Source organism: Streptomyces sp. NPDC003943 (assembly GCF_053605265.1).
This window is the reverse complement of record NZ_JBSGIW010000088.1, coordinates 1-26,381: the sequence shown is the minus strand read 5'-3', so window position 1 is coordinate 26,381 and position 26,381 is coordinate 1. Positions and strand designations below refer to the sequence as shown.

Sequence of the window (26,381 nt, the reverse complement as noted above, 5' to 3'; positions counted from 1 at the left end):
GCTCAGGCTCCGAGCATTTCGGTCCACATCCCCGGGAAGTCGGGCAAGGTCTTCTCGGTCGTCTTCACGTTCTCGATCTCCACGCCCTTCACCACCAGGCCGATCAGCGCGCCCGCGGTCGCCATCCGGTGGTCGTGGTACGTGTGGAAGACGCCGCCGTGCAGCGCGCGCGGGCGGATGTGCAGGCCGTCCTCGGTCTCCGTGACGTCACCGCCGAGCCCGTTGATCTCCTTGGTGAGCGCGGCGAGCCGGTCGGTCTCGTGCAGCCGCAGATGGGCCACGCCGCGCAGGGTCGACGGGGAGTCGGCGAGCGCGGCGACGGCCGCGATGCCGGGGGTCAGCTCGCCGACCTCGCTCAGGTCGACGTCGATGCCGTGGATCTCGCCCGTCCCGGTGAAGGTCAGGCCCCGGTCGGTCAGCTCGCAGGAGCCACCCATCTCGGTGAAGATCTCCCGCAGCGCGTCACCGGGCTGGGTGGTCCTGGCCGGCCAGTCCGGCACGGTGACCCGGCCGCCGGTGACCAGGGCCGCCGCCAGGAACGGCTGGGCGTTCGACAGGTCGGGCTCCACCACCAGGTCGCGGCCGAGCAGCGCGGACGGGGCGACCCGCCACACGTCGGGCCGGCCGCCGTGCTCCGGCTCGTCGACCTGGGCGCCGACCGCGCGCAGCATGTCGACCGTCATCCGGATGTGCGGCATGGACGGCAGCCGGCCGCCGACGTGCCGCACCTCGACACCGTGGTTGAAGCGCGCGCCCGACAGCAGCAGGGCGCTGACGAACTGGGACGAGGAGGAGGCGTCGATCTCCACGACCCCGCCCTCCACACCGCCGCCGCCGTGCACGGTCATCGGCAGCGCGCCGCGCCCGTCGTCGTCGATCCGGGCGCCGAGCGCGCGCAGCGCGTCGATGACGCCGTGCAGCGGGCGCTCGTGCGAGCGCGGGTCGCCGTCGAAGCGGACCGGGCCGTCGGCGAGGGCCGCGACCGGCGGCAGGAAGCGCATGACCGTTCCGGCGTTGCCGACGTCCACGGTGGCCCCGCCGCGCAGCCCCGCCGGGATGACCCGCCACGCCTCGCCGGTGCCGTCCGGGCCCACGCCTTCCTCGATCTTCACGCCCAGGGTGCGCAGGCCCTCCGCCATCAGGAGGGTGTCGCGCGAGCGCAGCGGGCGGCGGATCCAGCCCGGCTCGGCGGCCAGCGCGGCGAGCACGAGGGCGCGGTTGGTGACCGACTTCGATCCGGGCACGGTGACGGTGGCCTCGACGGCGCCGCCCGCGTACGGGGCGGGCCAGAGGCCGGTGAGCGGGTCGGTGGACGGGGAGCTTTCGGTCATGCCCTCACTTTACGGGGGCGAAGGGGAGCCGCTACACGCCGAGCAGCCAGCGTCCGCCGCCGATCAGGCAGCAGATCGACACCGCGTGGAAGAAGAACAGCCACAGCACCGGCGGTACGTGGGTGAGCCGGCCGAGCTGGTCGGCGTCGGAGTCCCCGGCGCCCCCGCGCCGGCGCGTCGCCTGGAGCTCGAAGGCCGGGCGGACACCGCCCATCAGCAGGAACCAGACGGCCGCGTACGCGAACACGGACTGCACGTCCGGCGCGGCCAGCCAGGACACCAGGACGAACAGTCCGCAGGTCAGCAGCACGGTGAAGATCCCGTACGCGTTGCGGACCATCACCAGGAGCGCGAGCAGCAGCGCCGTCGCCAGCCACAGCAGCAGCGTCACGTGGTGGGTGGCGAGCAGCGCGGCGCCGCCGAGGCCGAGCAGCGGGGCGGCGGTGTAGCCGGCGGCGGCCGTCAGGATCATGCCGAGGCCGGTGGGACGGCCGCGCGAGACGGTGAGCCCGCTGGTGTCGGAGTGCAGCCGGATGGACTGCAGACGGCGGTTGGTGGCGAGGGCGATCAGGCCGTGGCCGCCCTCGTGCGCGATGGTGATCGCGTTCCGGGACAGCCGCCATATGGGGCGGGGCAGCACCGCGACGAGGGCCGCGACCGCCGTGGCGATCACGATCCACCGCTCGGGCGCGGGCTGGGTGCCGAGGACGAGGGTCATCGAGGTCATTTCCTGGACGGGCTCCTCGGGAGACGGGTGGGACGTGGCAGTGTGGCACTTATGTGCGGACGGTATGCGGCGAGCAGGCGCCCCGAGGACCTTGTCGGCGTCTTCGAGGTGGAGAAGTGGGAGCCCGAGGAGACCCTGGCCCCCGACTGGAACGTGGCCCCCACCAAGGAGGTCTACGCGATCCTGGAGCGTCCCCTGAAGGACGCGGAATCCCGCCGGCCGGTTCGCCAGATGCGCGTCCTGAAGTGGGGGCTCGTGCCGTCCTGGGCGAAGAACCCGGAGGGCGCCGCCCGAATGATCAACGCCCGCGCGGAGACCCTGCACGAGAAGCCGTCCTTCAAGCGGGCCTTCGCGCAGCGCCGCTGCATCCTGCCCGCCGACGGTTATTACGAGTGGGTGACCGGCTCCGACGAGCGCGACCTGGAGGTCGAGGGCAAGAAGAAGCGGCCCCGCAAGCAGCCGTACTTCGTGACCCCGGCCGACGGCTCCGTCTTCGCGATGGCCGGGCTCTACGAGTTCTGGCGCGACCGGACCCTGCCCGACGACCACCCGCAGGCGTGGTGGGTGACCTGCTCGGTGGTCACCACGGAGGCGGAGAGCGGCCCGCTGGGCGTCGCCCCCGCCGAGGGCCCGCGCTCGCTCGCCGACATCCATCCCCGGATGCCGCTGATGCTCACGCCGGACCGCTGGGACGCCTGGCTGGACCCGGCCCGCACGGAGCTCGACGAGCTGCGCTCGCTGCTCGCGCCGCCGCCGGAGGGCCTGATGCGTGCCTATCCGGTGCCGACGGCGGTCAGCAACGTGCGGAACAACGGACCCGAACTGCTGACGGAGCTGGCCGGCCCGGAGGTGGCCACGCTCTTCTGACCTCTCCGGAGGAGAGGATGGAGGAGTGACGAAGAGCGAGACGAAGAGCGAGACGAAGAGCGAGACGAAGAGCGAGACGAAGAGCGAGACGAAGAGCGAGACCGAGACCAGGAAGCGGACCGGGAACGAGACCGAGATCGTTCCGACCGGAGCCGGGGACGCCCGGATCACCTGGGTCGCCGCGAGGAAGCCGTGGACGGTGCTCGCCGTGAGCCACGGCGCCGGCGGCGGCGTCGAGGCCCGCGACCTCCAGGCGCTCGCCGCGGCGCTGCCCGCCGAGGGCGTGACCGTGGCCCTGGTCGAGCAGCCCTGGCGGGTCGCCGGCAAGAAGGTGGCGCCCGCCCCGAAGACCCTCGACACCGGCTGGCACGGCCTGTGGCCCGCGCTCGCCGCGCCCGGCCTCCCGGTGATCGCCGGCGGGCGCAGCGCCGGCGCCCGGGTCGCCTGCCGCACCGGGCGCGAGCTGGGCGCGAGCGCCGTGCTCGCGCTGAGCTTCCCGCTGCACCCGCCGGGCAGGCCGGAGCGCTCCCGGGCCGACGAGCTCCTCGGCACCGGCCTGCCCACCCTCGTCGTGCAGGGCGGCAACGACCCCTTCGGCAGGCCCGCCGAGTTCCCGGCCGGCGACCACTCCCTCGTCGAGATCCCGTACGGCGACCACGGCTTCGCCGTGCCCAAGCGCGCCCCGCTCACCCAGGAGGAGGCGCTCGACACGATCGTCCGCGCGGTGTCGGAGTGGATCACGTCCTTGAAGTGACCCCGCGAAGTGGCCCTGCACGGCCCGGAGACGGGGCCGGGGGCGGAGGCCGGGAATGTTGCGGGCGGGGCCGCTGTTGAGTCGGACATCGGTGCGTGAAGAGCGAAGGAAGAGGGAGTCCGTCGAATGGGTTCGATCATCTGCCCGCAGCGCCCGCAGGCGGCTGACCTGGACTGGACGGTGCTGCCCGCGCCCAGGACCAGTCCTATTCGGGCGGCGGGCGGAGCGGTTCCTCGTCTATCCTCCGAAGCGAGCGGGTCCGCCTTCGGATTCGCCGCAGCGCTGGAGGAGGTGGGTCCGGTCACTGGGACCGACACAGGGACCGACGAAGGCCCCGAGGAGACGACCGAGGAGCGCAACGCGCGCTTCGAGCGGGACGCCCTCGGCTACCTCGACCAGATGTACTCGGCCGCGCTGCGCATGACGCGCAACCCCGCGGACGCGGAGGACCTGGTGCAGGAGACCTACGCGAAGGCGTACGGATCCTTCCACCAGTTCCGCGAGGGCACCAACCTCAAGGCGTGGCTGTACCGCATCCTGACGAACACGTTCATCAACTCGTACCGGAAGAAGCAGCGCGAGCCCCAGCGCTCCGCCGCGGACGAGATCGAGGACTGGCAGCTCGCCCGTGCCGAGTCGCACATGTCGACCGGTCTGCGGTCCGCCGAGTCCCAGGCGCTCGACCACCTGCCGGACTCCGACGTGAAGGAAGCGCTGCAGGCGATCCCCGAGGAGTTCCGCATCGCCGTCTATCTCGCGGACGTAGAGGGCTTTGCGTACAAGGAGATCGCGGACATCATGGGTACTCCCATCGGTACGGTGATGTCCCGACTGCACCGGGGTCGCCGCCAGCTGCGCGGAATGCTCGAGGACTACGCTCGTGAGCGCGGGCTGGTTCCCGCGGGCGCCGGAGAGTCGTCGCACGATCTGAAAGGCTCGGGCTCATGAGCTGCGGAGATCCGCACGAGACGGACTGCTCGGAGGTCCTGGACCATCTCTACGAGTTCCTCGACCGAGAGATGCCCGACGGTGAATGCACCAAGTTCGAGGTGCACTTCGAGGAGTGCTCCCCGTGCCTGGAGAAGTACGGCCTGGAGCAGGCCGTGAAGAAGCTCGTCAAGCGCTGCTGCGGCAGTGACGACGTGCCGGTCGACCTGCGGTCCAAGGTGATGGGCCGGATCGAGCTGATCCGCTCGGGTCACGTGGTGCCCGAGCAGGAGCCCACGGCACCGGCCGGTCAGGCGACCCCGCAGGAGCAGTAGCCGGCGCGGGCCGCACCCCAGGCGCCCGCCGGCGCCGGCACACGCACGGAAGGGCCGGGCGACACACGTCGCCCGGCCTTTCGCGTGTCCATTCGTGTGCCCATCGGCTTGTATCACCCGATGGTGCGAATCGGGCCCGGCGCGCCGGGGCCCGCCGCCCCAACTCGCTAGCGTGGCGGGCGTGATGGGCGTGAAGGTCATTCCGCGCGGACGGGGCGTTCCGCGAGCGGCGCGCGGTTGTGTCGCCTGTGCCGTGCTCGCCGCCGCGGCGGTCGCCCTGCCCGCCCTGCGCCCCGGCGCGGCCACGCCCTGGCCGACCGTGCTGCTGCTCGCCGCGCTCTACGCGCTGTGCGAGCTGCCCGTGCTCCCCCCGGCCCGGCTCCGCTCGCCCGGGGGGACCCCCCTCCGGCTCGCCGACCGGATCTTCGGCGCCGCGCACCGGGCCGACGCCCCCAGGGGCGCCGGCTCCTTCTTCCCCGTACTGCTCGCCGCCGCGCTGCTCCTGCCGCCGGCCGCCGCCGCCCTCACCGCCGTGCCGGGCGCCCTCATCGCCCGCGTCGACGAGCCGCCCGCCGGGCTGCGCCGGGCCTGGCGGGCCGCCCAACTCGCCCTCGCCGTCTGGGCCGCGGGCCGCACCGGCCGGCTCCTCGAATGCCCGGGCGCCCTCGGCCGCGGCCAGGTCATCCCCGACTTCCCGTACGTGCTGGTGCCGGCCGGGGCCGGGGCGCTCGCCTTCTGCCTGGTGCTCACCGCCCTCGACGGCGGCATCCGCGCCACCGCCGAGCAGCTGCCGCCGCGCACCGCCTGGCGCGGACTGCTCGGCCGGTCCCTCGCCCCGCACGCCGTGCACGGCCTCGCCGGGCTGATGATGGCCGTGCTGTGGCGCAGCGGCTACGGCCCGGTCGCCGCGCTCTTCGTGCTGCTGCCCATGTACATCTCCTGCTGGGGCTTCGCCCAGTACCACCGCGAGCGGGCCGGCCACCAGGCCACCATCCGGGCGCTCGTCCAGGCCGTCGACATCAAGGACCGCTACACCCGCGGCCACAGCGAACGCGTCGGCCGCGCCTCCCTCCTGATCGCCCGTGAACTCGGCATGGCCGAGCCCCGTCTGGAGGTGGTCAGGTTCGCCGGTATCCTCCACGACGTCGGCAAGCTCGGCGTGCCGACCCGGGTGCTGCGCAAGGACGGGCCGCTCACCCCCGAGGAGCGCCGGGTCATCGAGCTGCACCCCGAGTACGGGCACGAGATGGTCCGCGGCATCGGCTTCCTCGGCGAGGCCCGCAGCGCGATCCTGCACCACCACGAGCGGATGGACGGCACCGGCTACCCGTACGGGCTCAAGGGCCACCAGATCCCCGAGTACGCGCGGGTGGTCGCCGTCGCCGACGCCTTCGACGCCATGACCTCCACCCGCTCCTACAGCCGCGCCCGCCCGGTCGGGACGGCCCTCGCCGAACTGGAGCGGTGCGCCGGCAGCCACTTCGACCCGCGCATGGTCGAGGCGCTCGCCCGCGCGCTGGCCCGGCACGGCTGGCAGACCGAGGTCACCGCCGACGAGACCGCCGTGCCCCAGCCCCGTCCCCCCGCACCCACGCCCGCCCCCGGGCCCGAAGCCGTACCGGAACCCGCGCCCGCGGCCGTACCGGAGACCGCGCCCCTCCAGGAGCGGGCGTGAGTCCCCCGGCCGCCGCCCGCGCCACCGTCGGCACCGTCCGCGCGGCCGCCCTGCTGCTCACCCTCGGCGGCCTCGGCGCCACCCTCTGGCACGGCCTCGCCGACCCCGGCATCGCCGTCGCCTTCGGCGTCCTCATCGCGCTCGGCGAACTCACCCGCCGCGGAGCCGCGCCCGAGGAGCGGGAACCCGCGCCGCTTGCCTCCGCCGGCGCCCTCGCGTACGCGCTGCTCGGCCAGAACGGCGGCCAGGTCACCACCCACGGCGTGCTCCAGACCGTCGCCGTCGTCGTCGCGGCCGGCCTCGTCGGCACCGTGCCCCACGTGGCCCGCGGCAACGGCCCCGACCTCGACCAGCTCGCCCGGCGCATCCTCACCGTCGGCTTCGCCGCCAGCTGCTTCCAGCCCCTCTACAACCAGGGCGCCGTCACCGCCCACCTCGGCCAGAGCCCCGCGTACACCCTCTTCCTGGTCGTGCTGCTGCTCCTCACCGCCCTCTGCGACGCCGTCCTCGGCGCCGTGCTGCACCGCGCCCGCACCGGGCACCCCTTCGGTCCGCTGCTCCGCGACGAACTGCGCGCGCTGCTCGGCATCGGCTCCGCCGTCGGCGCCACCGGCGCCGTCATGGCCCTCGGCGTCGCCGCCGCCGGACTGTGGGCGCTGCCCGTCTTCGCGGTGCCGCTGCTGCTCACCCAGGTCTCCTTCCGGCGGTACGCGGCCGTGCGCACCACCAACCGGGAGACCATCGCCTCGCTGGCCCGGGCCACCGAGATCGCCGGCTGCACCCCGCCCGGCCACGCCCACCGGGTCGCCGCGCTCAGCCGCGCGGTGGGCCGGGAGCTGGGCCTGTCCGGGACCGAGCTGACCGTCCTCGAATACGCGGCGCTCATGCACGACATCGGCCAGCTCTCCCTCGTCGATCCCGTCGACGGCGGCGCCACCGCGCTGCTGCCCGCCGAGGAGCAGCGCCGGATCGCCCTGCTCGGCGCGGCCGTGGTGCGTCAGACCGGGGTCCCGACGGCCGTCGCCGTCGTCGTCGAGCGGCAGGCCGACCCGTACCGCGAGCAGCCGCTGCCCGCCCGGATCGTCCGGGCCGTCAACGCCTACGACGACCTCGCCGCCGGCAGCGCGGGCGGCGGCCTGGGCGCCCTCGAACGGCTCCGGCTCGGCACCGCCCGCGACTACCACCCCGACGTCGTCGAATCGCTCGCCCGGGTCCTCGCGAGAGGAGGCGTCAAGGGCGGCATCGCCCCCGTTCCACCGGGGTAACCCACGGGTAATGAGCGCGCGTCCGACCGGGCATGGTTGGATGCGAACAAGAGGGTGAAGCGACCGGCAGGCGGGAATCGTGAGGATCTTCGGGAAGGTACGGCATCGGCCCTCCGCCTCGTGGCGGCAGGCCACCGACCGCGCGTTCACGCTGATCGGCGACGGCCGGTACGAGGACGCGGGCGCGCTGCTGACGCGCGCGGCGGACCTGGAGCCCTGGCTCTCCGAGTCCTGGTTCAACCTGGCCCTGCTGCACAAGTTCCGGCACGACTGGGAGCAGGCCCGGGCCGCGGGCCTGCGGGCCGTCGCGCTGCTCGACAAGGAGACCGGCGCTCCCGACTGGTGGAACGTGGGCATCGCCGCCACCGCCCTGCAGGACTGGCCGCTGGCCCGCCGCGCCTGGCAGGCGTACGGCCTGAAGGTCCCCGGGGCCGCCGCCGGCACCGGCGAGCCGGCCGGGATGGAGCTGGGCAGCGCGGCCGTGCGGCTCTCCCCGGAGGGCGAGGCCGAGGTCGTCTGGGGCCGCCGGCTCGACCCGGCCCGGATCGAGGTCCTGTCCATCCCGCTGCCCTCGTCCGGGCGCCGCTGGGGCGAGGTCGTGCTGCACGACGGCGTGCCCAACGGCGAGCGCACCACCAGCGCGGGCCCCTCGTACCCGGTCTTCGACGAGATCGAGCTGTGGGCGCCGTCGCCGGTGCCCACCTGGGTGGTCCTCCTGGAGGCCGCCACCGAGGCCGACCGGGACGCCTTGGAGCAGCTCGCCGCCGACGCGGGCTTCGCCGCCGAGGACTGGTCGTCCTCCGTACGGCTGCTCTGCCGCGCCTGCTCCGAGTCGACCATGCCCAGCGCCGAGGGCGAGGGCGAGCACCTCGACCCGCACGACCACAGCGAGCCGGGGCACCCCGGTCCGCTCGGCCACCGCTCGCCCGGCGAGCTGTGGGTGCCCGAGCGGGAGTGCGGCATCGCCGCCCCCGCGGGCCTGGTCCGGGGGCTGCTCGACAGCTGGGTGGCGGACAGTCCGGACAGCCGGGAATGGCGTGATCTGGAGGAAGTCTGCTGACCGCTGGCCGTAGGCTGTACCCAACCCCGTATCTACCGTCGGGGTGTACCGGGTCGAGGAAGAAGGCGTACGGCGGACATGTCGCAGCAGGGCACTGAGCAGGAGCAGACGGGCGTGTACGCCGTGGACGACGAGGGCTTCATCGTCGACACCGAGGACACCGAGGCCCGCGAGGCCGCCCACCGCGAGCGCGGCACCTCGCGCCCCATCACGGTCGTGGGCAACCCCGTCCTGCACCGGGAGTGCAAGGACGTCACCGACTTCGACGACGAGCTGGCGCAGCTCATCGACGACATGTTCGCCAGCCAGCGCACCGCCGAGGGCGTCGGCCTCGCCGCCAACCAGATCGGCGTCGACCTGAAGGTCTTCGTCTACGACTGCATGGACGACGAGGGCAAGCGCCACGTCGGCCACGTGATCAACCCGGTCCTCGTCGACCTGCCGGCCGACCAGCGGCACCTCGACGACTCCAACGAGGGCTGCCTCTCGGTCCCGACCGCGTACGCCGAGCTGGCCCGCCCGGACTACGCCGAGGTCACCGGCCAGGACATGAAGGGCAACCCGATCAAGGTCCGCGGCACCGGCTACTTCGCCCGCTGCCTCCAGCACGAGACGGACCACCTCTACGGCTTCCTCTACATCGACAAGCTGTCGAAGCGGGACCGCAAGGACGCCCTGCGCCAGATGGAAGAGGGCACGCCGCGCTACCCGGTCGTCCCGAACGACTGACCCTCACTTCTGCGCGCACCCACGGCGCGGTGGACGGCCCAGCCGACCGCCGCGCCGATCGCGTACCAGAACAGGTCCGGCACGTTGAACGTCGTGCCGAGCACCAGGCGCGCGAGCGTGCTGCGCGCGGCCAGCTCCGCCGGTACGCCGGTCAGCTGGAACAGCTCCACGGCCCAGCTGAACCCGAGGGCGGCCCAGGCCGCCACGGCCGGCCGGACCCGCGGCACCACCAGCACCACCAGGGCCAGGACGAGCAGCGTGTAGAGCGCGTCGCCCGCGTACTTCGCGACGACGCCCGACGCCGCGGACCTGATTCCCAGGCCCGCGGCGACGGTGAGCAGAGCGGCGGAGCACGCCAGGAGGCGCGTGCCGAGCCGCGCGCGTAAGAAGATCCCCATGCCGGGCACCCTACGCGTCCGGAACCGAGGCGATCAGAAGTCCTCGTCCAGGTCGACCGAGCCCTCGACCGCCACCTGGTAGGCGGACGGCCGGCGCTCGAAGAAGTTCGTCAGCTCCTGGACGCCCTGGAGCTCCATGAACGCGAACGGGTTCTCCGAGCCGAACACCGGGGCGAAGCCCAGGCGGGTCAGGCGCTGGTCGGCGACGCACTGGAGGTACTCGCGCATCGACTCCGTGTTCATGCCCGGCAGGCCGTCACCGCACAGGTCCTGGCCGAACTGGAGCTCCGCCTCGACGGCCTCCTTCAGCATGTCGGTGACCTGCTGCTGCAGCTCGTCGTCGAAGAGCTCCGGCTCCTCCTTGCGGACGGTGTCCACGACCTCGAAGGCGAAGTTCATGTGCATCGTCTCGTCCCGGAACACCCAGTTGGTGCCGGTGGCCAGGCCGTGCAGCAGACCGCGGCTGCGGAACCAGTACACGTAGGCGAAGGCGCCGTAGAAGAACAGGCCCTCGATGCAGGCGGCGAAGCAGATCAGGTTGAGCAGGAAGCGGCGCCGGTCGGCGGCCGTCTCCAGCCTCTCGATCTTCTCGACCGAGTCCATCCACTTGAAGCAGAACTGCGCCTTCTCGCGGATGGAGGGGATGTTCTCGACGGCCGCGAAGGCCGCCGCGCGGTCGTCCGGGTCGGGCAGGTAGGTGTCGAGCAGCGTCAGGTAGAACTGGACGTGCACGGCCTCCTCGAAGAGCTGGCGGCTCAGGTAGAGGCGCGCCTCCGGGGAGTTGATGTGCTTGTAGAGCGTCAGCACCAGGTTGTTGGCCACGATCGAGTCGCCGGTCGCGAAGAACGCGACGAGGCGGCCGATCATGTGCTGCTCGCCCGGGGACAGCTTGGCGAGGTCGGCGACGTCCGAGTGGAGGTCGACCTCCTCCACGGTCCAGGTGTTCTTGATGGCGTCCCGGTAGCGCTCGTAGAAGTCCGGGTAGCGCATCGGACGCAGGGTCAGTTCGAAGCCCGGGTCGAGCAGGTTGTGAGAACGGGTGGTGCTCATTACTGGCATGCCTCGCAGGACTCGGGGTTCTCCAGGGAGCAGGCGACGGCGTCCGCGTCGGGCGTGGCCTGCTGGACGGGGATCGTGGTGGCCTGGGCGGCGCGGGCGATCCGGGTCGCCGGACGCGAGCGCAGGTAGTACGTGGTCTTCAGGCCCTGCTTCCAGGCGTACGCGTACATCGACGACAGCTTGCCGATGGTCGGCGTCTCCATGAACAGGTTCAGGGACTGCGCCTGGTCCAGGAACGGGGTGCGGGCGGCGGCCATGTCGATCAGGCCGCGCTGCGGGATCTCCCAGGCCGTGCGGTACAGCTCGCGGACCTCGGCCGGCACCCAGCCGAAGCCGGCGACCGAGCCGTTGGAGTCGCGCAGCGCCTCACGGGTCTGCGCGTCCCACACGCCGAGCTCCTTGAGCTCCGCCACCAGGTACGAGTTGACCTGGAGGAACTCGCCGGACAGCGTCTCGCGCTTGAACAGGTTGGAGACCTGCGGCTCGATGCACTCGTAGACGCCCGCGATCGAGGCGATCGTCGCGGTCGGGGCGATGGCGAGCAGCAGGCTGTTGCGCATGCCGACGGCGGCGATCCGCTCGCGCAGCGCGGCCCAGCGCTCCGGCCAGTTCAGCTCGACGTCGTAGTGGTCGGGGTGCAGCACACCGCGGGCCGTACGGGTCTTGTCCCAGGCCGGCAGCGGGCCGTTGCGCTCGGCGAGGTCGGCGGACGCCTCGTACGCGGCGAGCATGATCCGCTCGGCGATCCGGGTGGACAGGGCGCGCGCCTCGGCCGAGTCGAAGGGCAGCCGCAGCTTGAAGAAGACGTCCTGGAGGCCCATCGCGCCCAGGCCCACCGGACGCCACTTGGCGTTGGAGCGGCCGGCCTGCTCGGTCGGGTAGAAGTTGATGTCGACGACCCGGTCGAGGAACGTGACGGCGGTGCGGACGGTCTCGTCGAGCCGCTCCCAGTCCAGGTCCGAACCGGACACGAACGAGCCCAGGTTGACCGAGCCGAGGTTGCAGACGGCGGTCTCGCCGTCGTTGGTGACCTCGATGATCTCGGTGCAGAGGTTGGAGGAGTGGACGACCGTGCCGGGCTCGGCGGTCTGGTTCGCGGTCCGGTTGGCGGCGTCCTTGAAGGTCATCCAGCCGTTGCCGGTCTGCGCCAGGGTGCGCATCATGCGGCCGTACAGGTCGCGGGCCGGCATGGTCTTGCGGGCCAGGCCCGCCGCCTCGGCCTTGCGGTAGGCGGCGTCGAACTCCTCGCCGTACAGGTCGACCAGCTCGGGCACGTCGGCCGGCGAGAACAGCGACCACTCGGCGTCCGCGTTGACCCGGCGCATGAACTCGTCCGGGATCCAGTGGGCCAGGTTGAGGTTGTGCGTACGGCGGGCGTCCTCGCCGGTGTTGTCGCGGAGCTCCAGGAACTCCTCGATGTCCGCGTGCCAGGTCTCCAGGTAGACGGCGGCGGCGCCCTTGCGGCGGCCGCCCTGGTTCACGGCGGCGACGGAGGCGTCCAGCGTCTTCAGGAACGGCACGATGCCGTTGGAGTGCCCGTTGGTGCCGCGGATGAGCGAACCGCGGGCGCGGATGCGGGAGTACGACAGGCCGATGCCGCCCGCGTGCTTCGACAGCCGCGCGACCTGGTGGTAGCGGTCGTAGATGGAGTCCAGCTCGTCCTGCGGCGAGTCGAGCAGGTAGCAGGACGACATCTGCGGGTGGCGGGTGCCGGAGTTGAAGAGCGTGGGGGAGGACGGCAGGTAGTCCAGGCGGCTCATCAGGCCGTAGAGCGCCGTCACCTCGTCGAGCGCGCGGACCGAGTCGTCCTCGGCGAGGCCGGCGGCCACGCGCAGCATGAAGTGCTGCGGGGTCTCGATGACCTTGCGGGTGATCGGGTGGCGCAGGAGGTAGCGCGAGTAGAGCGTGCGCAGGCCGAAGTAGCCGAAGCGGTCGTCGGCGGCGGCGTCGATCGTCGCGTCGAGCCGCTCGGCGTGCAGAGCCACGAAGTCGGCCGTGCGGTCGGCGATCAGGCCCTCGCGGTGGCCGACGGCGACGGAGGCGGCGAAGGACACCGCGCCCTGGCCGGCCGCCTCCTGGGCGATCGTGATCGTCAGGAGCCGGGCGGCGAGCCGGGAGTACGCCGGGTCCTCGGCGATCAGGCCGGCGGCGGCCTCCGTGGCCAGCTCGCGCAGCTCCGCCTCGTCCGAGCCGGGGTGCCGGCCGCGCAGCGCGGCGGCGGCGACCCGGCCGGGGTCGGTGTCCGGGAGGTCGGCGGTGAGATCGGTCAGGGTCCGCAGCAGCGCGGTCCCGGGGCCGTCGGTCTCGACCGCGGAAGCCTCGGCCGAAGCCGGATCGGCGGGCGCGATGGTCACGTGGGGGCTCTCCCTCGCTCGGCACGGGGCCATGGCGGGAGGCGGCAACGGGCGCCGTACGCACGGCGGCGCCGCGTCCACCGGCCCACTCCGCGAGGCCCGGACGTCAGTGACACCCGGAACGGACGGACCGGGCGCGCTGTCGGCAGGTCCTCGGACTCACGTCGTACGGAAACGCACTTAGTACACCGTTGCGGGACAGTTCCGGATTTTCACCGGATTCCCCTGCGGCGACAGCGAGGACGAGCATACATGTGGGGGGCGCCCCTCGGAGCACCCCCCACATGTTGTGTGTCGTCAGTGCTCCGTCAACTCCAGTGCGTAGGTGCGCAGGAGGTGGTCGGGGATCGGCTCCCAGTCCCGCTCGGGGGTGCGGACGAAGCCGAGCCGCTCGTATATCCGGTGCGCGGAGACCATCACGTCGGCCGTGGAGAGCACGAGCCGCGCGCAGCCGGGCAGGGCCCGCGCCCGGTCGACGCACGCCCGCACGAGGGCCTCGCCGACGCCCCGGCCACGCGCGTCCGGCGCGACGACGAGCATCCGGAACTCCGCCTCGCCCTCGACCGCGATGTCCGCCCAGGCGGTGCCGCCCGCGGCGAAGGTCACCCCGCCGATGACCCGCCCTTCGGCGTCGACGGCGACGAGCACCTCGCTCTCGCGCGCCCGGCGGGCCGTGTCGCGGAGTACGGCCAGGTAGAAGTCGTCCTCGCCGTGCAGCAGCAGCCCGTCGTTCAGATAGGTCAGGCCGGTGAGGTCACCGAGCTCCTCGTACTCCTCGGGCCGTACCGCCCTGATCGTGAAGTCCATGCCCGGCAGTCTGCACCCGACACGGCCGCGCCCGCCTCCCGGATTCCGGGGGCGGGCGCGGCCGTGTCGTGGCCGGTCAGTGACCGGTGCCGACCTTCGGCAGTTCGGTGACGACGCCCGCGTCGCCCGCGTCGGCCGTGTAGTCCTCCGGCGAGGTCTCGTCGACGCCGTCGGGGGTGCCGACGGAGCGCAGGACGAGGGTGAGGACGACGGTGACGAGGACGTTGAGGACGAAGGCGGTGAGGCCGATGTAGCCGATCTCGCCGATGCCCGGGATCTCGGCCGCGGAGCCGCCGAAGTGGCTCTGGGTGGGGCTGGCGACCCCGTACGCGGCGGCCGTGCCGTAGACCATGCCGACGGCCCAGCCGGCGAGCAGTGCCCAGCGGTGCGGCCAGCGCGTGAAGAGGCCGCCGACCAGGGACGGGAAGGTCTGCAGGATCCAGATGCCGCCGAGCAGCTGGAAGTTGATGGCGACGGTCTTGTCCATGGTGAGGACGAAGACCAGGGCGCCGACCTTCACCAGGAGCGAGACGAGCTTGGAGACCTTGGTCTCCTGCTCGGCGGTGGCGTCCGGCTTGATGAAGTCCTTGTAGATGTTGCGGGTGAAGAGGTTGGCCGCGGCGATCGACATGATCGCGGCCGGCACGAGCGCGCCGATGCCGATGGCGGCGAAGGCGATGCCGGCGAACCAGTCCGGGAACATGTTCTCGAAGAGCTGCGGGATGGCGAGCTGACCGTTGGTCACCTTCACCCCGGCGGCGATGGCCATGAAGCCGAGCAGCGCGAGCAGGCCCAGCATCAGCGAGTACAGCGGCAGGATCGTGGTGTTGCGGCGGATCACGTTGCGGCTCTTGGAGGAGAGCGTCGCCGTGATCGAGTGCGGGTACATGAAGAGCGCGAGCGCCGAGCCGAGCGCGAGCGTCGCGTACGTCCACTGGCCGGCCTCGCCGGGCACCAGGGCGCCCTTGGGCTTGTGGGTGGCCGGGTTGATCGTCTTGTACGCCTCGGCCGCCTTGCCGAAGATCTCGTCGAAGCCGCCCAGCTTGATCGGGATGTAGATGATCGCCACCGCGATGACGATGTAGATCAGCGTGTCCTTGACGAACGCGATGAGCGCGGGCGCGCGCAGGCCGGACGAGTAGGTGTACGCGGCGAGCACGCCGAAGGCGATGAGCAGCGGCAGGTCCTTCACGAACCAGTTGGTGTTCTCGCCGCCGCCGACGCCCATCACGTCCAGGACGGCCTGGATGCCGACCAGCTGGAGCGCGATGTACGGCATGGTGGCGAGGATGCCGGTGACGGCGACCGCCAGCGACAGGCCCTTGGAGCCGAAGCGGCCGCGGACGAAGTCCGAGGTCGTCACGTACCCGTGCTTGTGCGACACCGACCACAGGCGGGGCAGGAAGGTGAAGATCAGCGGGTAGACCAGGATCGTGTACGGCACGGCGAAGAAGCCGGCCGCGCCCGCCGCGTAGATCGCTGCCGGGACGGCGACGAAGGTGTACGCGGTGTAGAGGTCGCCGCCCAGCAGGAACCAGGTGATCCAGGTGCCGAACGAGCGCCCGCCCAGGCCCCATTCGTCGAGGCTGTGCTCGTTCTCGGCCCGGCGCCACTTGGCGGCCAGGAAGCCCATGACCGTGACGGCCAGGAAGAAGAAGACGAAGACGCCGAGCGCGACGCCGTTCACGCCGTCCTTCATCGCGCGTCACCTCCCTTGCGGGCGCGCTGGTCACGCTGCCACAGCTTGTAGGCCACCACGGTCAGCGCGGTGGAGATGAGCACCCAGAGCATCTGGTACCAGTAGAAGAACGGGATCCCGATGAAGGTGGGGTCCACCTTCGCGTAGGAGCTCACCCAGAGCATCGCGACGAACGGCGCGACGAGGCAGACGGCGATCACCACCCTGAGGGGTGTGACGACCGGTTGTTTCCCTTGTGCGGCTTCTGACATGGCGATTCCGTCCCCTCGCTGATCACCTCGTGATGACCGGGAAATCTAGGGGAACGCTTCGATTCGCGGAACCCCTGTCCGTATAACGGATGAGACTCACAGCCAGCCCTCCTTCACCGCCCGCACCCCCGCCTCGAAACGGCTGCGCGCGCCGAGCCGGGACATCAGCTCCGAACTCATCCGCCGCACGGTGCGCAGCGAGACCCCGAGCCGGCGCGCGGCGATGTCGTCGGTGCAGCCGATGCCGAGGAGCATCAGCAACTCGCGCTCCTGCGGGGAGAGATCGTGCTCGTCGCGGCGCGGGGCCTCGCCGAAGGGGGTGCCCGCGTCCCAGAGGCGGTCGAAGAGGACGACGAGCGCGTGGACCAGGCCGGGGCTGCGGACCTCCAGGGCGCCCGCGCGGGCGTCCGACGGGTCGACGGGGACGAGCGCGGCCTCGCGGTCGACGATCACCATGAGCATGGGGACGACGGGCACGGTACGGGCCTCGCCGCCGAGGCCGCAGTACCAGCGCACGTAGTCGGCGGTCGGCGGGTCGTTGCGGAAGCTCTCCTGGTAGATGGACCGGATCCGCACCCCGCGCTCCAGCGCGAGCTGGTCCAGCGGCTGACTGGCGTCCATGGTGTCGGGCAGCTGGGCCCCGCCCGGGAGCAGCGAGAGGCACTCGGTGCGGGCGCCGGCCGCCAGGTCCTCCAGGCGTTCGCGGACGGCGTCGAGGCCGGTGATCCGGTGGACGACGTCGTGCCGGGCGGGATGGTCCGGGCAGTCGGCGTACGTGGCGAGGATCCCGGCCACCGCCCGGCCCGCCTGCTCGACCTGGCGTCTGCGCTTGCTGAGTTCGGCCTCGGCGCGCGAGAGCAGGAAGGAGAAGCCGACGTCCGGGGAGTACGGCTCCACCTCGCCCGAGTCCTCGTCCATCAGGACGAGTTTGAGGTCGGCGAGGCAGAGCAGGGCCTCGCGCACCTCGGTCTCGGTGCGGCCCAGATGGGCCGCCATCTCCGTCACCCCGTACTCGGGCCGCTCCAGGAGCAGACGGTAGACGGTCTCCGTCGGCTCCTTGATGCCGAGCGCCTCCAGCATGTCGTTCTCCCCCTCGCTGTAGCGGTCGTCGATGCTAGAGGGGTGCACCCGTCTAGGTCTAGACCAATCGGGGTGAACTCCAAGGAGTGAGACGGGGACGCGTGGCCGGTACGGCGAGCACCCGGCCGCCCAGCGCGTCGAGCAGCACCGTCAGGGCGAACGCCGAGACCAGCAGCGCCAGTTCGACCTGCGGGCCGATCCCGGCCGCGAGGACCGCGAGCGCGCCCGCGGCGGCCGCCAGGAGGCCGGCCGCGTCGGTGACCCCGGCCGGCGGCGAGGAGGAGCCGGTGGAGGACGGCACGGCGACGGTCGCCGCCGAGCGCTCCAGGGACACGCAGAACGCGAACGCCCCCACCACCAGCGGCACCCAGCCCGTCACCGCGCCCGTCCCGGCCGGCCCGTACTGCCACAGCAGCACCGGCCCGCCGGCCGCCGCGGCCGCCGCCAGCAGCGCACCGAGGAGCGACCGGCCCGCCGCGGCCCGCTGCCCGCGTACGAGCACACCGAAGGCGACGAGCGCGACCACCGGCACCGCGTACGGCAGCAACCCGTAGTCCCGGTCCACCAGATCCCGGTCCACCACCCCCGAACCCCCGACCAGCGCCCCGGTCCCGGCGAGCGCCGCCCGCACCGCCTCGACGGCCCGGGCGCCCCCGGGCGTCATCGGCTCCTCGTCCGGCACGACCACGACCAGGGCCGTACCGCCCCGGCGCCACCCGGACCCGCCCGGCGCCGCCGCGAACCGCACCCCCGGGACCGCGGACGCCTCGCGCACCACCTCCTCGGCCGCGCCCGAAGGCACCAGGACCTCCAGCGGGTTGAGCACACCCGACGCCCCGAGCCGGTCGAGTCCCTCCCGCGCGGGACCGGCGGCCACGAGGGCACGGGCCTCGGGGTTGCCGACCCGCAGCAACGGGGCCGCACCCGCGCAGAGCAGGAGGAGGACGAAGGCGACGAACGAGACGGGCCGGGCCCAGGCCCGGACCGGGCCGGGGAGCCGGCCGGAGGCGAAGGGCCGACCCGGGCCGGGCGGCCCGGCGGCCTCGCCGGCCGTGACGCCCGCCGCCGGCGCGGCCACGCGCCCCGCCGTGCGCCGGCGCGAGGCACCGGACCGGCCGCGCCGCGCCGCTCCCGCCGCCGACCGCAGCAGCGGATCAAGCGTCAGCGTCACCACCGCGCCCACCAGGCACACCGCCGCCCCCGCGACGCCGATCGAGCGCAGGAACACCGCGGGGAAGCAGGCCAGCGCGGTGAAGGCCGCCGCGCCCGCCGCGCCTCCCGTGACCGTGACCGTGCCCGGCGGCCGCGCCCACCGCCGCACCATGACCACCAGGGCCGTCACCGGGATCTGATAGACCACGACGAAGCTGACCGGAACGACCGAGGCCACCGCCTCGACCAGCAGGAGCGCGGCCACCGAGACCGTCGCGGCGAGCAGCAGCGGGGCCAGTACCCCGAGCGGCGAGCGGAAGGCCCACCCGAGGAGTCCCAGGAAGCCGAGGGCGCAGGCCGCCTTCAGGGCGAGGGCCACCGGGCCGGGGCCGGCCGCCGCGCTGTCCGCCGTCAGCGGCAGCACGCCCGTCACCGCCACCCCGGCGGCCCGCAGCGCCCTCGTCGCGTCCTCGACGGCGGTCAGGCCCGCCAGGTCCGGCTTCCCGGCGCCCGGGTGGACCAGGGCGTACGCGGTGCCGCCCTCCGTACGCGTCAGGACGCGGGCGTCCGGGCCCGCCGCGCGGGCGACCGTGTCGGCGAAGCGGTCGGCCGAGGCCCGGTCCCGTACCGCCGCCACGGCCACCAGCGGCGGGACGGCCGCCCCGTTGCCGTACCTGGCGTGGATCTCCTGGTTGGCGCGGTGGCCGGGCCCGCCGGTGGCGGTGAAGGACTGGTCGAGCCGGCCGAGGCCCGCCACCGCGACCGCCCCGCCGACCAGCAGCGCCAGCAGCCACACCACGCCGATCGCCCCGAGGCGCCCCCGGTCAGTCCGCATCGTCGAGCCGCTTCCTCAGCTCCTCGTCGAGCCGCAGCCCCACCGCGCCCAGCGTCTCGTCGAGCTGCGCCGGCGAACTCGCCCCGATCACCGGAAGCACCGGCAGCGCCCCGCCGAGCGCCCACGCCAGGACCACCTGGTTCGCGGACCGGCCAAGCGATGCGGCGACCTCGCCGAGCACCTTCAGGCGCCGCTCCGAACCGAGGTGCCGGTACTGCTCGGGCACCTCCTTGCCCGGGTCGGTGTAGGCGCCCGTCAGCTGGGTCGTGTACGCCGTGAAGGTCAGCTCGGGCCGGGTGCCCAGGTAGTCGAGCAGCTCCTCGGAGGCGTGCGGGTTCACGCCGAAGTCGGCACCCGGGCGCGGCCGCAGATAGGTGTAGCGCTGCTGCACCGCCGCGTAGTCCGGCACCCCGGCTGCCCGGGCCGCGCCCCGCGACTCCTCGATCCGCCAGGCGGCGAAGTTGGAGCAGCCGGCCCGGCCGATCTTCCCGGCGGCGACCAGCTCGCCGAAGGCGCCCATCGTCTCGGCCACCGGCGTCGCCCGGTCGTCGATGTGCGCGTAGTAGAGGTCGATGCGGTCCGTGCCCAGGTTCCGCAGGCTCTGCTCGACCTGGCGGCGCAGCACCGGCGCCGAGAGGCCCTCCGCGCACTCCGGCCAGGCCGAGCCGGGCGGGTCGGGCAGCGCGCCCACCTTGGTGGCGAGGACCATCTCGTCCCGCACGCCCCGGCTGCGCAGCCAGCGCCCGATGAGCAGCTCGCTCTCGGCGCCGGTGGCGCCCGGCTCCCAGAAGGCGTAGGTGTTGGCGGTGTCGAGGAACGTGCCGCCCGCCTCGTGGAAGCGGTCGAGGACGGCGAAGGCGGTCTCCTCGTCGACGCGGGTGCCGAAGGGCAGCGTGCCCAGGCACAGCGTGCTCACCCGCGGGCCGCCGGGCCCGCCGAGCGTCGTGTACTCCATCAGTCGAAATCCCTTCTCAGACGACAGGTGTCGTCACGGTGAGTTCCTGGACCAGGTGGTCGGACAGGCCCTCGGCTTCGCGGAAGCGGTACGAGCCGACCCGGGCACCGCCGCCCGTGAAGGCCCAGTCGATCCGCCACAGCCGCAGCCGGGAGCGGGCGTGCCAGCTCCCGGGGAGGAGCGAGCGGCAGGCGCCGATCGCGTCGCGCAGCGAGCGGGGCATCCGCCGGATGTCCCCGATGGCCGCGCTGGTGTTGAAGTCCCCGGTCACCAGGACCGGGTGCGGGTTGCCCCGCAGGTCGGCGACGAGCGCCGTGTACTCGGCGTCGCGGGCCGCCGCCCGGCGCCGCATGTCCCGGAAGAAGGCCGGGCGCAGCGGGTTCATGACGGTGAGCTGGACCGGGATGTGCACGTTGTACGTGGACAGGGTCCCGGCGCCGACGCGCAGGTCCGCGCGGAGCGAGCAGGCGCCGACCGGCACCGGCGGCCCGGCGAGCGGGAACCGGGACAGCGTCACCGAGTTGTTGCCGACCGCCAGGTGGTGGTCCGGGAACGCGGCCCGCAGCCGCTCCTCGTCGTCGATGTCCCAGACCTCGCCGCCCTCGAAGCCGTTCAGGTACTCCTGGAGGACGTACACGTCCGCGTCGAGGCCGCGCAGGAAGCCGTAGAACCGGTCGGGGTCGCCGCCCTGGTTCCAGTGCTGGGTGTTCCAGGAGACGAGCCGCAGCCCCGCCGGGGCGGAGCCCGGCCGGAGGGCTCGCAGGTTGATGCCGTTCTGCGGCCAGGCGACCAGCAGCGAGCAGACCGCGAGCGCCGCCGCGACCCACCTGCCGGTGACCGAGGCGGCGGCGAGCAGCGCCAGCGGTGCGGCGGCGAGGGCGACCGGCGGCAGCAGCGACACCGCGAGCCAGGGCCACCAGCGGCCGTTGAGCACCAGGTGCAGCGCGAGGAAGACCGCCCAGACCAGGGCGCAGAAGAGGACCACGGTGTCAGTCACTCCCCGGCAGCCCGACCCACAGGTCCTGCGTCGCGTGGTCCGACAGCTTCTCCGGGGCGCCGAAGGAGTAGCGCTCGGCCCGTGCCCCGTTCCCGGTGAACGCCCAGTCGGTGCGCCAGAACGGCTTCCAGCCGCCCTCCTCCCAGCTCGTCGGGTACGGGTCGGTGCTCACGTCCACCGCGTCGGAGAGCCGCTGGCGCAGCGGGTCGAGGTCCGCCATCGCGGCCGTCGTGTTGAAGTCGCCGGCGACGACCACCGGGTGGCGGTTCGCGGCCAGATCGGCCTCAAGGCCCGCGTACTGTGCCCGGCGCGGGGCGAAGCGCTCCCGCATGTGCCGGTAGAAGGCGGGCGAGAGGAGGCCGTCCGGCATGCTGTTCCACACCGGCATGTGCACGTTGTAGAACGACACCACCCGGCCTCTGACCAGCACGTCCGTGCGCAGCACCTTGCTCTCCCGGTACGTCGTCGCCCAGTCGGCGCCCGCCGGCACCGCCCGGGCCGGGCCGACGGCCGGCTGCCCGACGATCGGGAAGCGGGACAGCGTCACCAGCTCGCCGCGCACCGCGATCCCGTAGCCGGGGAACTCCCGGCGCAGCCGCGCCAGATCGTCGACGGGCAGCCGGCCCTTCCGGTCGGCGGTCACGTGCTGGTACTCGTGCAGCAGGTACACGTCCGCGCGCTTCGCCTTCAGGAAGGCGTAGAAGTGGTCCTGGGTGCCGAGGACCTGGTTCCACGAGTTGGTGTTCCAGGCGAGGACCCGGACCGCGTCCGCACCCGGCCGCGGCTCCGCCCGCCAGAGCGCCGCCGGGTCGACGCCCGACTGGCCGAAGCCGAGGAGCAGCGCGAGGCCCGCGGCGCCGAGGGTCCGCCACCGCGCCGCGCCCCGGGCGAGCGGCGCCAGGGCGGCGAGCAGCAGCGGGACGAGGACGAAGGCGGCGGGCGGCACGATGCCGACCAGGTTGCCGAGCCAGATCCGGCCGTCGGCCGCCCACTCGACGAGCAGCAGCACCAGCCAGGCCACGGCCGCGGCCGCCACGAGCCGGCTCCTGCGGCGCCCCCGGGGCCGTACCGAAGCCGGGGACGACTCCCGTACGGCCCCGGGCGCGAGCGTGTCAGCCACGGCCCGCACCCACCGGGGAAGGCGCCGGCTCCGGGCGCGGCCGCGGGTCGTACAGGTGCCGGAAGCGCGCCGAGCACAGCCACTGCACCCCGGCGACCGCGATCGCCGCGAACACCGTCAGGTTCACCAGGAAGTTGACCGCCACGAAGTAGCCGAGGAAGAGCCGGCCCCGGTGCCGCCGCACCTCCCGGTACATGTCCAGGTCGCCGAGCACCCCCAGGACGAACAGAGTCAGTGGCAGCAGCGCCCACACCGCGCCCCACAGCGGCGGCGCGGCCAGCGCGGCCACCGAGAGCGGCGCGGCGAGGCTGGCGCCGGCGCGCGGGCCGGTGACGAAGCCGCCCTGGAGGTGGCGCCGGCCGAGGATGAGCGGCACGGCGAGCCGGGCGCGGGCGAAGACCTTGTCGAGGACGATCTTCAGGGTGTCGTCGTGGTCGTGCCGGCCGCGCACCTCCAGGGAGCTGAGCACCGTGTACCGCTCGGAGATCCGGCGTCCGTAGTCCTGGTCCTCGGTGTGGCGCAGGATCGGGTTGAAGGGGCCGACCTCCTCGAAGACCCGGCGGGGCATGGCCAGGATCGCGGTGTGGACGGTGGTGATGACGCCCTCGGACTTCAGCAGCAGGTAGTACTGCTGGAGCGAGCGGTACTCCTCGATCAGGCTGTCCCGGATCAGCGGCTCGGGCTCGTAGGTGCCGCAGATCGCCCCGTACCGCTCCCCGGTCCCGAGGAGCCGGACCGCGTTGGCCACGGCGTCCGGGTGCATGGCGACGTCGGAGTCGAGGAAGACCAGGATCTCGCCCGAGGTGAGCTCGGCACCGAGGTTGCGGGCGACGGCGACCCCGCTGTTGACGCCGGTGGACACCACCCGGGCGCCGGCCTCGGCCGCGATCCGGGCGGAGTCGTCGGTGGAGCAGTCGTCGACCACGACGACCTCGATGTTCGGGTACGTCTGCGCGAGCGCGGCCTCGACGCACAGGCCGATCGAGCGGCCGTAGTTGTAGTTGGGGACGATGACGGAGACCAGGGGGAGGGACATGAGGGGGTTCTCCTAGAAGAGGACCTTGGCGAGCGAGAGGGCTCCCTGCCGCCACGGTTCGACACTGGTGACGCCCTCGCTCTTCTTCGCGGGGCGGGCGGACTGCCGGACCTGCGCCTGCTGCTCGCGCCACCAGGCGTACGTCCGCAGGATCGCGTCCTGGTTGGAGTGCTTCGGCCGGAAGCCGAGCACGTCACGGGCCTTGTCGGTGGAGACGAAGCTGTCGTCGAGCAGCTTGTGGAGCAGTCGTCCGTAGACCGGGGAGAGCCCGGAGCGCTGGAGCAGGCTGAGCGCGGCGAGCGCGGGCCGGGCGGGCAGCGAGCGGACCCGCTTGCCGTGGCCGGCCGCGTCGAGGACGGCCTGGAAGTCCTCGCGGAGCGTGCCGAACTCGGTGGCGCCGAGGTTGAAGGTGTCGTCGGCCCGTTCGGCGGGCGCGTGCATCGCGGTGACGACGGCGTCGACCAGGTCGTCCACGTCGAACATCTGGATCCGTACGTCGCCGCGGCCGAGGACCGGGAAGTTCCGGCCCTCCTCGGCCCACTCGAAGAGCATGGCGAACAACCCCATCCGGCCCGGTCCGAGGAAGGTCTTGGGCCGCAGGACCGGCACGCACATGTCGCCGCCGCGGAAGCGCTCGGCGACCTCCTCGGCCTCCGCCTTGGCGGCGCTGTACGTGTCGACGGGCTCGCGCGGGTACTCCTCGGGCGTCGGCACCACCTTCGGCAGCCCGTAGACGGCGGTCGAGGAGATGTGCACGACCCGCGGGACGGCGTTCGCCGCGGCGGCGCCGAGCACCGCCTCCGTACCGCCGACGATCACCGAACGTATGGTGTCGGCCGGGTAGCTGGGCAGGGCGGCGGCGCAGTGCACCACCACGTCCGCGCCGTCCGTGACCCGCTTCATCGTGGCCTCGTCCCGGACGTCCGAGACGGTGTGGGTGAGGTTCTCGTGGGCGGTGCCCGGCGCCCGCAGGTCCACGCAGTGCACCTGGTGGCCGTCGGCGAGCAGCCGGCGGACGAGCGTCGAACCGAGCATTCCGGCACCGCCGGTGACCACGGCCCGTGTTGTTCCGGCGGGGGTTACCACAGCGACGACACCTTCTCCTTGACGAAACGGGTGAGCAGGCGGGGCAGACCCTGGGCGAGGGTCTTGTCGAGGCAGTCGAGGAAGAACTCGACCTCGTGCTCCTCGGCGACCAGCGAGGGCGCGACCATCAGCGGGTTGTCGCCGTTGAGCGTGTAGTAGGTGTAGACGCCGTGGTCGCGGTAGAGCGCGTTGACCACGGACGAGGTGATCAGCTTGGTGCGGAAGCGCGGGTCCTTCGTCATCGGGCCCGGCACCAGCTTCGTCACCAGCTCCAGGACCTTCGGGCCCTTGTGCAGGAAGACGCCGTGCAGCGCGCCCGCCCCGCGCACCTCGGCCACCACGTCCGGGTGCTCCTTGGCGATCCGCTCCAGACCCGGGCCCAGGATCCGCTCGATGGCCCGGGCGCGGGCCGGATAGTCGTCCTCGACCGCCACGTTGACGGCCTCGATGGCGGTGACCGCCTCCTCGCCGAAGCCGTAGTAGGTGGTGGACGTCGACTGGAGCAGGGCGTCGGTGAGGTTGTCGTACGCCTTGCGGAAGACGGGCTCGCGGGCGACGAAGGCGGAGATGGAGGACTTGCCGCCGCCGAAGGACTTGGAGGTGGTGAGGATGTCCGGGACCAGGCCCTCGTACCGCATGAAGTGGAAGAGCGTGCCGGTCTTGCCCCAGCCGGTGTAGATCTCGTCGAAGAGCAGCACGATGTCCTCGGCCGTGCACAACTCCCGCAGCCCGCGCAGGAACTCCTCCGAGCACTCGTTCATGGTGGACGCGGACAGCGGCTCGATGAGGATCGCGTAGACGTCCGACTCGCCCCGGGCGGTGCGCAGTTCCGCCACCAGCTTCCGTACGGACTCCAGGTCGCCGTACCGGAAGATCCCGACGCCCGGGATGCCGGGGAACTGGAACGTCGACTGGTTCTGACCGGTCAGGCTGCCCGAGCCGAGCAGCTTGCCGTGGAAGGAGATGTCGGCCCGCAGCACCCGGGAGCGGCGCCCGCCGTGGTACTTGTACGCGAGCTTGACCGCGCCCTCGACCGCCTCCGCACCGGAGTTCGGGAAGAACGACATGTTCAGGTCGCCCGGGAGGAGCTGGGCGAGGTTGTGGCCGAGCGCGGCGACGTACGGCGAGAAGTACGTCTTGTGGACCTCCATGCTGCGGCGCTCCTGGAAGCGCTGCCGGGCGGCGAGGATCCGCGGGTGGTTGTGGCCGTGGTTGAGGACACCGACACCGCCGGTGAAGTCGAGCACCCGCCGGCCGTCGCGCTGGGTGATCCAGACGCCCTCGGCGCTCGCGACGAGCTCCTGGCCGAAGCCGAAGGAGGTCATCAGGGAGACCTGGGCCTTGTTGACGTGGTCCTTGTAGAGGCCGTGGACCTGCTTGGTGGTCAGCGACTCGCAGTCGTCGACGGTGTAGAGCTGCCTGGGCATGGGGTTCCTTCGGGTCGGTCGGAGCTGTGGGGGGAGCGGTGGGGTTTGCGGGGCAGGGTGAGGAGCAGGGCGGCGCCGCCGACGAGGACCTCGCTGAGGGTGCAGACCACCCGGCTGGCGACCGCCACGGCGGTCGCCTCCCGCCAGGGCAGGACGGCGGTCAGCGACAGCAGCAGCAGGGCCTCCCGGGCGCCCCAGCCGTCCGGCAGGACGACCACGAGGCTGGCCGCGGCCGTGGCCAGGGCGAAGCCGCCCACGCAGACCGGCAGCGCGGTCAGCGGCGGCGCGCCGAGCATCACCGCGAGCGCCCACAGGTGCAGGCCCGACACCGCCCAGGAGGCGGTGGCCGCGGCGAGCGCCCGTAGCAGGACGCCGAGGGCAGTCCGAGCTCGGCCGGCTGGAGCGCCTCAGTCGGGAAGCGGCCGGTGTCGGTGGAGAAGGGCGCGGTCGCGCGT

25 protein-coding genes and 1 riboswitch are annotated in these 26,381 nt (G+C 72.9%); of the genes, 8 read left to right on the top strand and 17 right to left on the bottom strand.

Going from position 1 to position 26,381, the window contains the following annotated elements; translation table 11 throughout:
* Positions 1–2: 2 nt before the first annotated feature.
* Together aroA and ACWEV0_RS28970 are read right to left on the bottom strand one after the other, a co-directional pair.
* Positions 3–1,331, bottom strand: a complete 1,329-nt coding sequence (aroA, locus tag ACWEV0_RS28975; RefSeq protein WP_453152577.1) for a 3-phosphoshikimate 1-carboxyvinyltransferase — start codon at positions 1,329–1,331, stop codon at positions 3–5.
* A gap of 31 nt (positions 1,332–1,362) precedes the next feature.
* The gene (locus ACWEV0_RS28970; RefSeq protein ID WP_453152586.1) at positions 1,363–2,049 is read right to left on the bottom strand and encodes a M50 family metallopeptidase; all 687 of its coding nucleotides are present in this window, start codon (positions 2,047–2,049) and stop codon (positions 1,363–1,365) included.
* 60 nt (positions 2,050–2,109) lie between these two features.
* Here ACWEV0_RS28970 and ACWEV0_RS28965 point away from each other — a divergent pair, with 60 nt between their 5' ends.
* The 8 genes from ACWEV0_RS28965 to def all read left to right on the top strand — a co-directional run bounded on the left by ACWEV0_RS28965 (position 2,110) and on the right by def (position 9,670).
* The gene (locus tag ACWEV0_RS28965; protein WP_453152576.1) at positions 2,110–2,925 is read left to right on the top strand and encodes an SOS response-associated peptidase; all 816 of its coding nucleotides are present in this window, start codon (positions 2,110–2,112) and stop codon (positions 2,923–2,925) included.
* A gap of 136 nt (positions 2,926–3,061) precedes the next feature.
* Positions 3,062–3,679, top strand: coding sequence for an alpha/beta hydrolase family protein (locus ACWEV0_RS28960; RefSeq protein WP_453152585.1), 618 nt, complete (start codon positions 3,062–3,064; stop codon positions 3,677–3,679).
* A gap of 291 nt (positions 3,680–3,970) precedes the next feature.
* Entirely contained in the window at positions 3,971–4,627 is a 657-nt protein-coding gene (locus ACWEV0_RS28955; RefSeq protein WP_453152584.1) for a sigma-70 family RNA polymerase sigma factor, read from the top strand.
* A complete protein-coding gene (rsrA, locus tag ACWEV0_RS28950) occupies positions 4,624–4,941 on the top strand; it encodes a mycothiol system anti-sigma-R factor (protein ID WP_453152575.1) in 318 nt (105 codons plus the stop codon). Before ACWEV0_RS28955 ends, rsrA begins: the two co-directional genes overlap by 4 nt.
* A gap of 184 nt (positions 4,942–5,125) precedes the next feature.
* Positions 5,126–6,616: an HD-GYP domain-containing protein gene (locus ACWEV0_RS28945; RefSeq protein WP_453152583.1), complete on the top strand. Its 1,491-nt coding sequence runs from the start codon at positions 5,126–5,128 to the stop codon at positions 6,614–6,616.
* Positions 6,613–7,881, top strand: a complete 1,269-nt coding sequence (locus tag ACWEV0_RS28940) for an HD-GYP domain-containing protein (RefSeq protein ID WP_453152573.1) — start codon at positions 6,613–6,615, stop codon at positions 7,879–7,881. Before ACWEV0_RS28945 ends, ACWEV0_RS28940 begins: the two co-directional genes overlap by 4 nt.
* A gap of 79 nt (positions 7,882–7,960) precedes the next feature.
* Positions 7,961–8,941 carry a tetratricopeptide repeat protein gene (locus tag ACWEV0_RS28935; RefSeq protein WP_451606782.1) on the top strand — a complete coding sequence of 327 codons (981 nt, stop codon included), beginning with the start codon at positions 7,961–7,963 and terminating at the stop codon, positions 8,939–8,941.
* Between the two features lie 78 nt (positions 8,942–9,019).
* On the top strand, positions 9,020–9,670 hold the full coding sequence (gene def / locus ACWEV0_RS28930; RefSeq protein ID WP_453152572.1) for a peptide deformylase: 651 nt from the start codon (positions 9,020–9,022) through the stop codon (positions 9,668–9,670).
* On the opposite strand, the gene ACWEV0_RS28925 is transcribed toward def, so the two are convergent.
* The 15 genes from ACWEV0_RS28925 to ACWEV0_RS28855 all read right to left on the bottom strand — a co-directional run bounded on the left by ACWEV0_RS28925 (position 9,646) and on the right by ACWEV0_RS28855 (position 26,255).
* A complete protein-coding gene (locus ACWEV0_RS28925) occupies positions 9,646–10,068 on the bottom strand; it encodes a ribosomal maturation YjgA family protein (protein ID WP_453152571.1) in 423 nt (140 codons plus the stop codon). The two genes, def and ACWEV0_RS28925, sit on opposite strands and share 25 nt — an antisense overlap.
* Before the next feature lie 33 nt (positions 10,069–10,101).
* Entirely contained in the window at positions 10,102–11,127 is a 1,026-nt protein-coding gene (locus tag ACWEV0_RS28920; protein ID WP_453152570.1) for a ribonucleotide-diphosphate reductase subunit beta, read from the bottom strand.
* The gene (locus tag ACWEV0_RS28915) at positions 11,118–13,481 is read right to left on the bottom strand and encodes a ribonucleoside-diphosphate reductase subunit alpha (protein ID WP_453152569.1); all 2,364 of its coding nucleotides are present in this window, start codon (positions 13,479–13,481) and stop codon (positions 11,118–11,120) included. Before ACWEV0_RS28915 ends, ACWEV0_RS28920 begins: the two co-directional genes overlap by 10 nt.
* A gap of 127 nt (positions 13,482–13,608) precedes the next feature.
* Positions 13,609–13,731: riboswitch (cobalamin riboswitch) on the bottom strand.
* 47 nt (positions 13,732–13,778) lie between these two features.
* Positions 13,779–14,288, bottom strand: coding sequence for a GNAT family N-acetyltransferase (locus ACWEV0_RS28910; RefSeq protein ID WP_453152568.1), 510 nt, complete (start codon positions 14,286–14,288; stop codon positions 13,779–13,781).
* Positions 14,289–14,364: 76 nt separating this feature from the next.
* Positions 14,365–15,987: a monocarboxylate uptake permease MctP gene (gene mctP, locus ACWEV0_RS28905; protein ID WP_453152567.1), complete on the bottom strand. Its 1,623-nt coding sequence runs from the start codon at positions 15,985–15,987 to the stop codon at positions 14,365–14,367.
* Positions 15,984–16,238 (bottom strand): DUF3311 domain-containing protein, encoded by a 255-nt coding sequence (locus ACWEV0_RS28900; RefSeq protein ID WP_453152566.1) that lies wholly within the window; start codon positions 16,236–16,238, stop codon positions 15,984–15,986. Before ACWEV0_RS28900 ends, mctP begins: the two co-directional genes overlap by 4 nt.
* Before the next feature lie 96 nt (positions 16,239–16,334).
* Positions 16,335–17,318 carry a LuxR C-terminal-related transcriptional regulator gene (locus ACWEV0_RS28895; RefSeq protein ID WP_453152582.1) on the bottom strand — a complete coding sequence of 328 codons (984 nt, stop codon included), beginning with the start codon at positions 17,316–17,318 and terminating at the stop codon, positions 16,335–16,337.
* 58 nt (positions 17,319–17,376) lie between these two features.
* Entirely contained in the window at positions 17,377–19,305 is a 1,929-nt protein-coding gene (locus tag ACWEV0_RS28890) for a hypothetical protein (RefSeq protein WP_453152565.1), read from the bottom strand.
* Positions 19,295–20,260 (bottom strand): aldo/keto reductase, encoded by a 966-nt coding sequence (locus ACWEV0_RS28885; protein WP_453152564.1) that lies wholly within the window; start codon positions 20,258–20,260, stop codon positions 19,295–19,297. The genes ACWEV0_RS28890 and ACWEV0_RS28885 overlap by 11 nt, the downstream gene beginning before the upstream one ends.
* A gap of 16 nt (positions 20,261–20,276) precedes the next feature.
* Positions 20,277–21,257 carry an endonuclease/exonuclease/phosphatase family protein gene (locus ACWEV0_RS28880; RefSeq protein ID WP_453152563.1) on the bottom strand — a complete coding sequence of 327 codons (981 nt, stop codon included), beginning with the start codon at positions 21,255–21,257 and terminating at the stop codon, positions 20,277–20,279.
* A complete protein-coding gene (locus ACWEV0_RS28875) occupies positions 21,250–22,377 on the bottom strand; it encodes an endonuclease/exonuclease/phosphatase family protein (RefSeq protein WP_453152562.1) in 1,128 nt (375 codons plus the stop codon). Before ACWEV0_RS28875 ends, ACWEV0_RS28880 begins: the two co-directional genes overlap by 8 nt.
* Positions 22,370–23,413 (bottom strand): glycosyltransferase family 2 protein, encoded by a 1,044-nt coding sequence (locus ACWEV0_RS28870; RefSeq protein ID WP_453152561.1) that lies wholly within the window; start codon positions 23,411–23,413, stop codon positions 22,370–22,372. Before ACWEV0_RS28870 ends, ACWEV0_RS28875 begins: the two co-directional genes overlap by 8 nt.
* Before the next feature lie 12 nt (positions 23,414–23,425).
* Positions 23,426–24,499, bottom strand: coding sequence for an NAD-dependent epimerase/dehydratase family protein (locus ACWEV0_RS28865; protein WP_453152559.1), 1,074 nt, complete (start codon positions 24,497–24,499; stop codon positions 23,426–23,428).
* Positions 24,493–25,926: an aspartate aminotransferase family protein gene (locus ACWEV0_RS28860; RefSeq protein ID WP_453152558.1), complete on the bottom strand. Its 1,434-nt coding sequence runs from the start codon at positions 25,924–25,926 to the stop codon at positions 24,493–24,495. Before ACWEV0_RS28860 ends, ACWEV0_RS28865 begins: the two co-directional genes overlap by 7 nt.
* Positions 25,884–26,255, bottom strand: coding sequence for a hypothetical protein (locus ACWEV0_RS28855; protein ID WP_453152557.1), 372 nt, complete (start codon positions 26,253–26,255; stop codon positions 25,884–25,886). Before ACWEV0_RS28855 ends, ACWEV0_RS28860 begins: the two co-directional genes overlap by 43 nt.
* Positions 26,256–26,381: the final 126 nt, after the last annotated feature.

Bases quoted from the DNA above. Each gene is read 5' to 3' on its own strand.
- aroA (WP_453152577.1), bottom strand. From the start codon at position 1,331: ATGACCGAAAGCTCCCCGTCCACCGACCCGCTCACCGGCCTCTGGCCC.
- ACWEV0_RS28970 (WP_453152586.1), bottom strand. From the start codon at position 2,049: ATGACCCTCGTCCTCGGCACCCAGCCCGCGCCCGAGCGGTGGATCGTG.
- ACWEV0_RS28965 (WP_453152576.1), top strand. From the start codon at position 2,110: ATGTGCGGACGGTATGCGGCGAGCAGGCGCCCCGAGGACCTTGTCGGC.
- rsrA (WP_453152575.1), top strand. From the start codon at position 4,624: ATGAGCTGCGGAGATCCGCACGAGACGGACTGCTCGGAGGTCCTGGAC.
- ACWEV0_RS28945 (WP_453152583.1), top strand. From the start codon at position 5,126: ATGGGCGTGAAGGTCATTCCGCGCGGACGGGGCGTTCCGCGAGCGGCG.
- def (WP_453152572.1), top strand. From the start codon at position 9,020: ATGTCGCAGCAGGGCACTGAGCAGGAGCAGACGGGCGTGTACGCCGTG.
- ACWEV0_RS28925 (WP_453152571.1), bottom strand. From the start codon at position 10,068: ATGGGGATCTTCTTACGCGCGCGGCTCGGCACGCGCCTCCTGGCGTGC.
- ACWEV0_RS28920 (WP_453152570.1), bottom strand. From the start codon at position 11,127: ATGCCAGTAATGAGCACCACCCGTTCTCACAACCTGCTCGACCCGGGC.
- ACWEV0_RS28910 (WP_453152568.1), bottom strand. From the start codon at position 14,288: ATGGACTTCACGATCAGGGCGGTACGGCCCGAGGAGTACGAGGAGCTC.
- mctP (WP_453152567.1), bottom strand. From the start codon at position 15,987: ATGAAGGACGGCGTGAACGGCGTCGCGCTCGGCGTCTTCGTCTTCTTC.
- ACWEV0_RS28900 (WP_453152566.1), bottom strand. From the start codon at position 16,238: ATGTCAGAAGCCGCACAAGGGAAACAACCGGTCGTCACACCCCTCAGG.
- ACWEV0_RS28895 (WP_453152582.1), bottom strand. From the start codon at position 17,318: ATGCTGGAGGCGCTCGGCATCAAGGAGCCGACGGAGACCGTCTACCGT.
- ACWEV0_RS28890 (WP_453152565.1), bottom strand. From the start codon at position 19,305: ATGCGGACTGACCGGGGGCGCCTCGGGGCGATCGGCGTGGTGTGGCTG.
- ACWEV0_RS28885 (WP_453152564.1), bottom strand. From the start codon at position 20,260: ATGGAGTACACGACGCTCGGCGGGCCCGGCGGCCCGCGGGTGAGCACG.
- ACWEV0_RS28870 (WP_453152561.1), bottom strand. From the start codon at position 23,413: ATGTCCCTCCCCCTGGTCTCCGTCATCGTCCCCAACTACAACTACGGC.
- ACWEV0_RS28860 (WP_453152558.1), bottom strand. From the start codon at position 25,926: ATGCCCAGGCAGCTCTACACCGTCGACGACTGCGAGTCGCTGACCACC.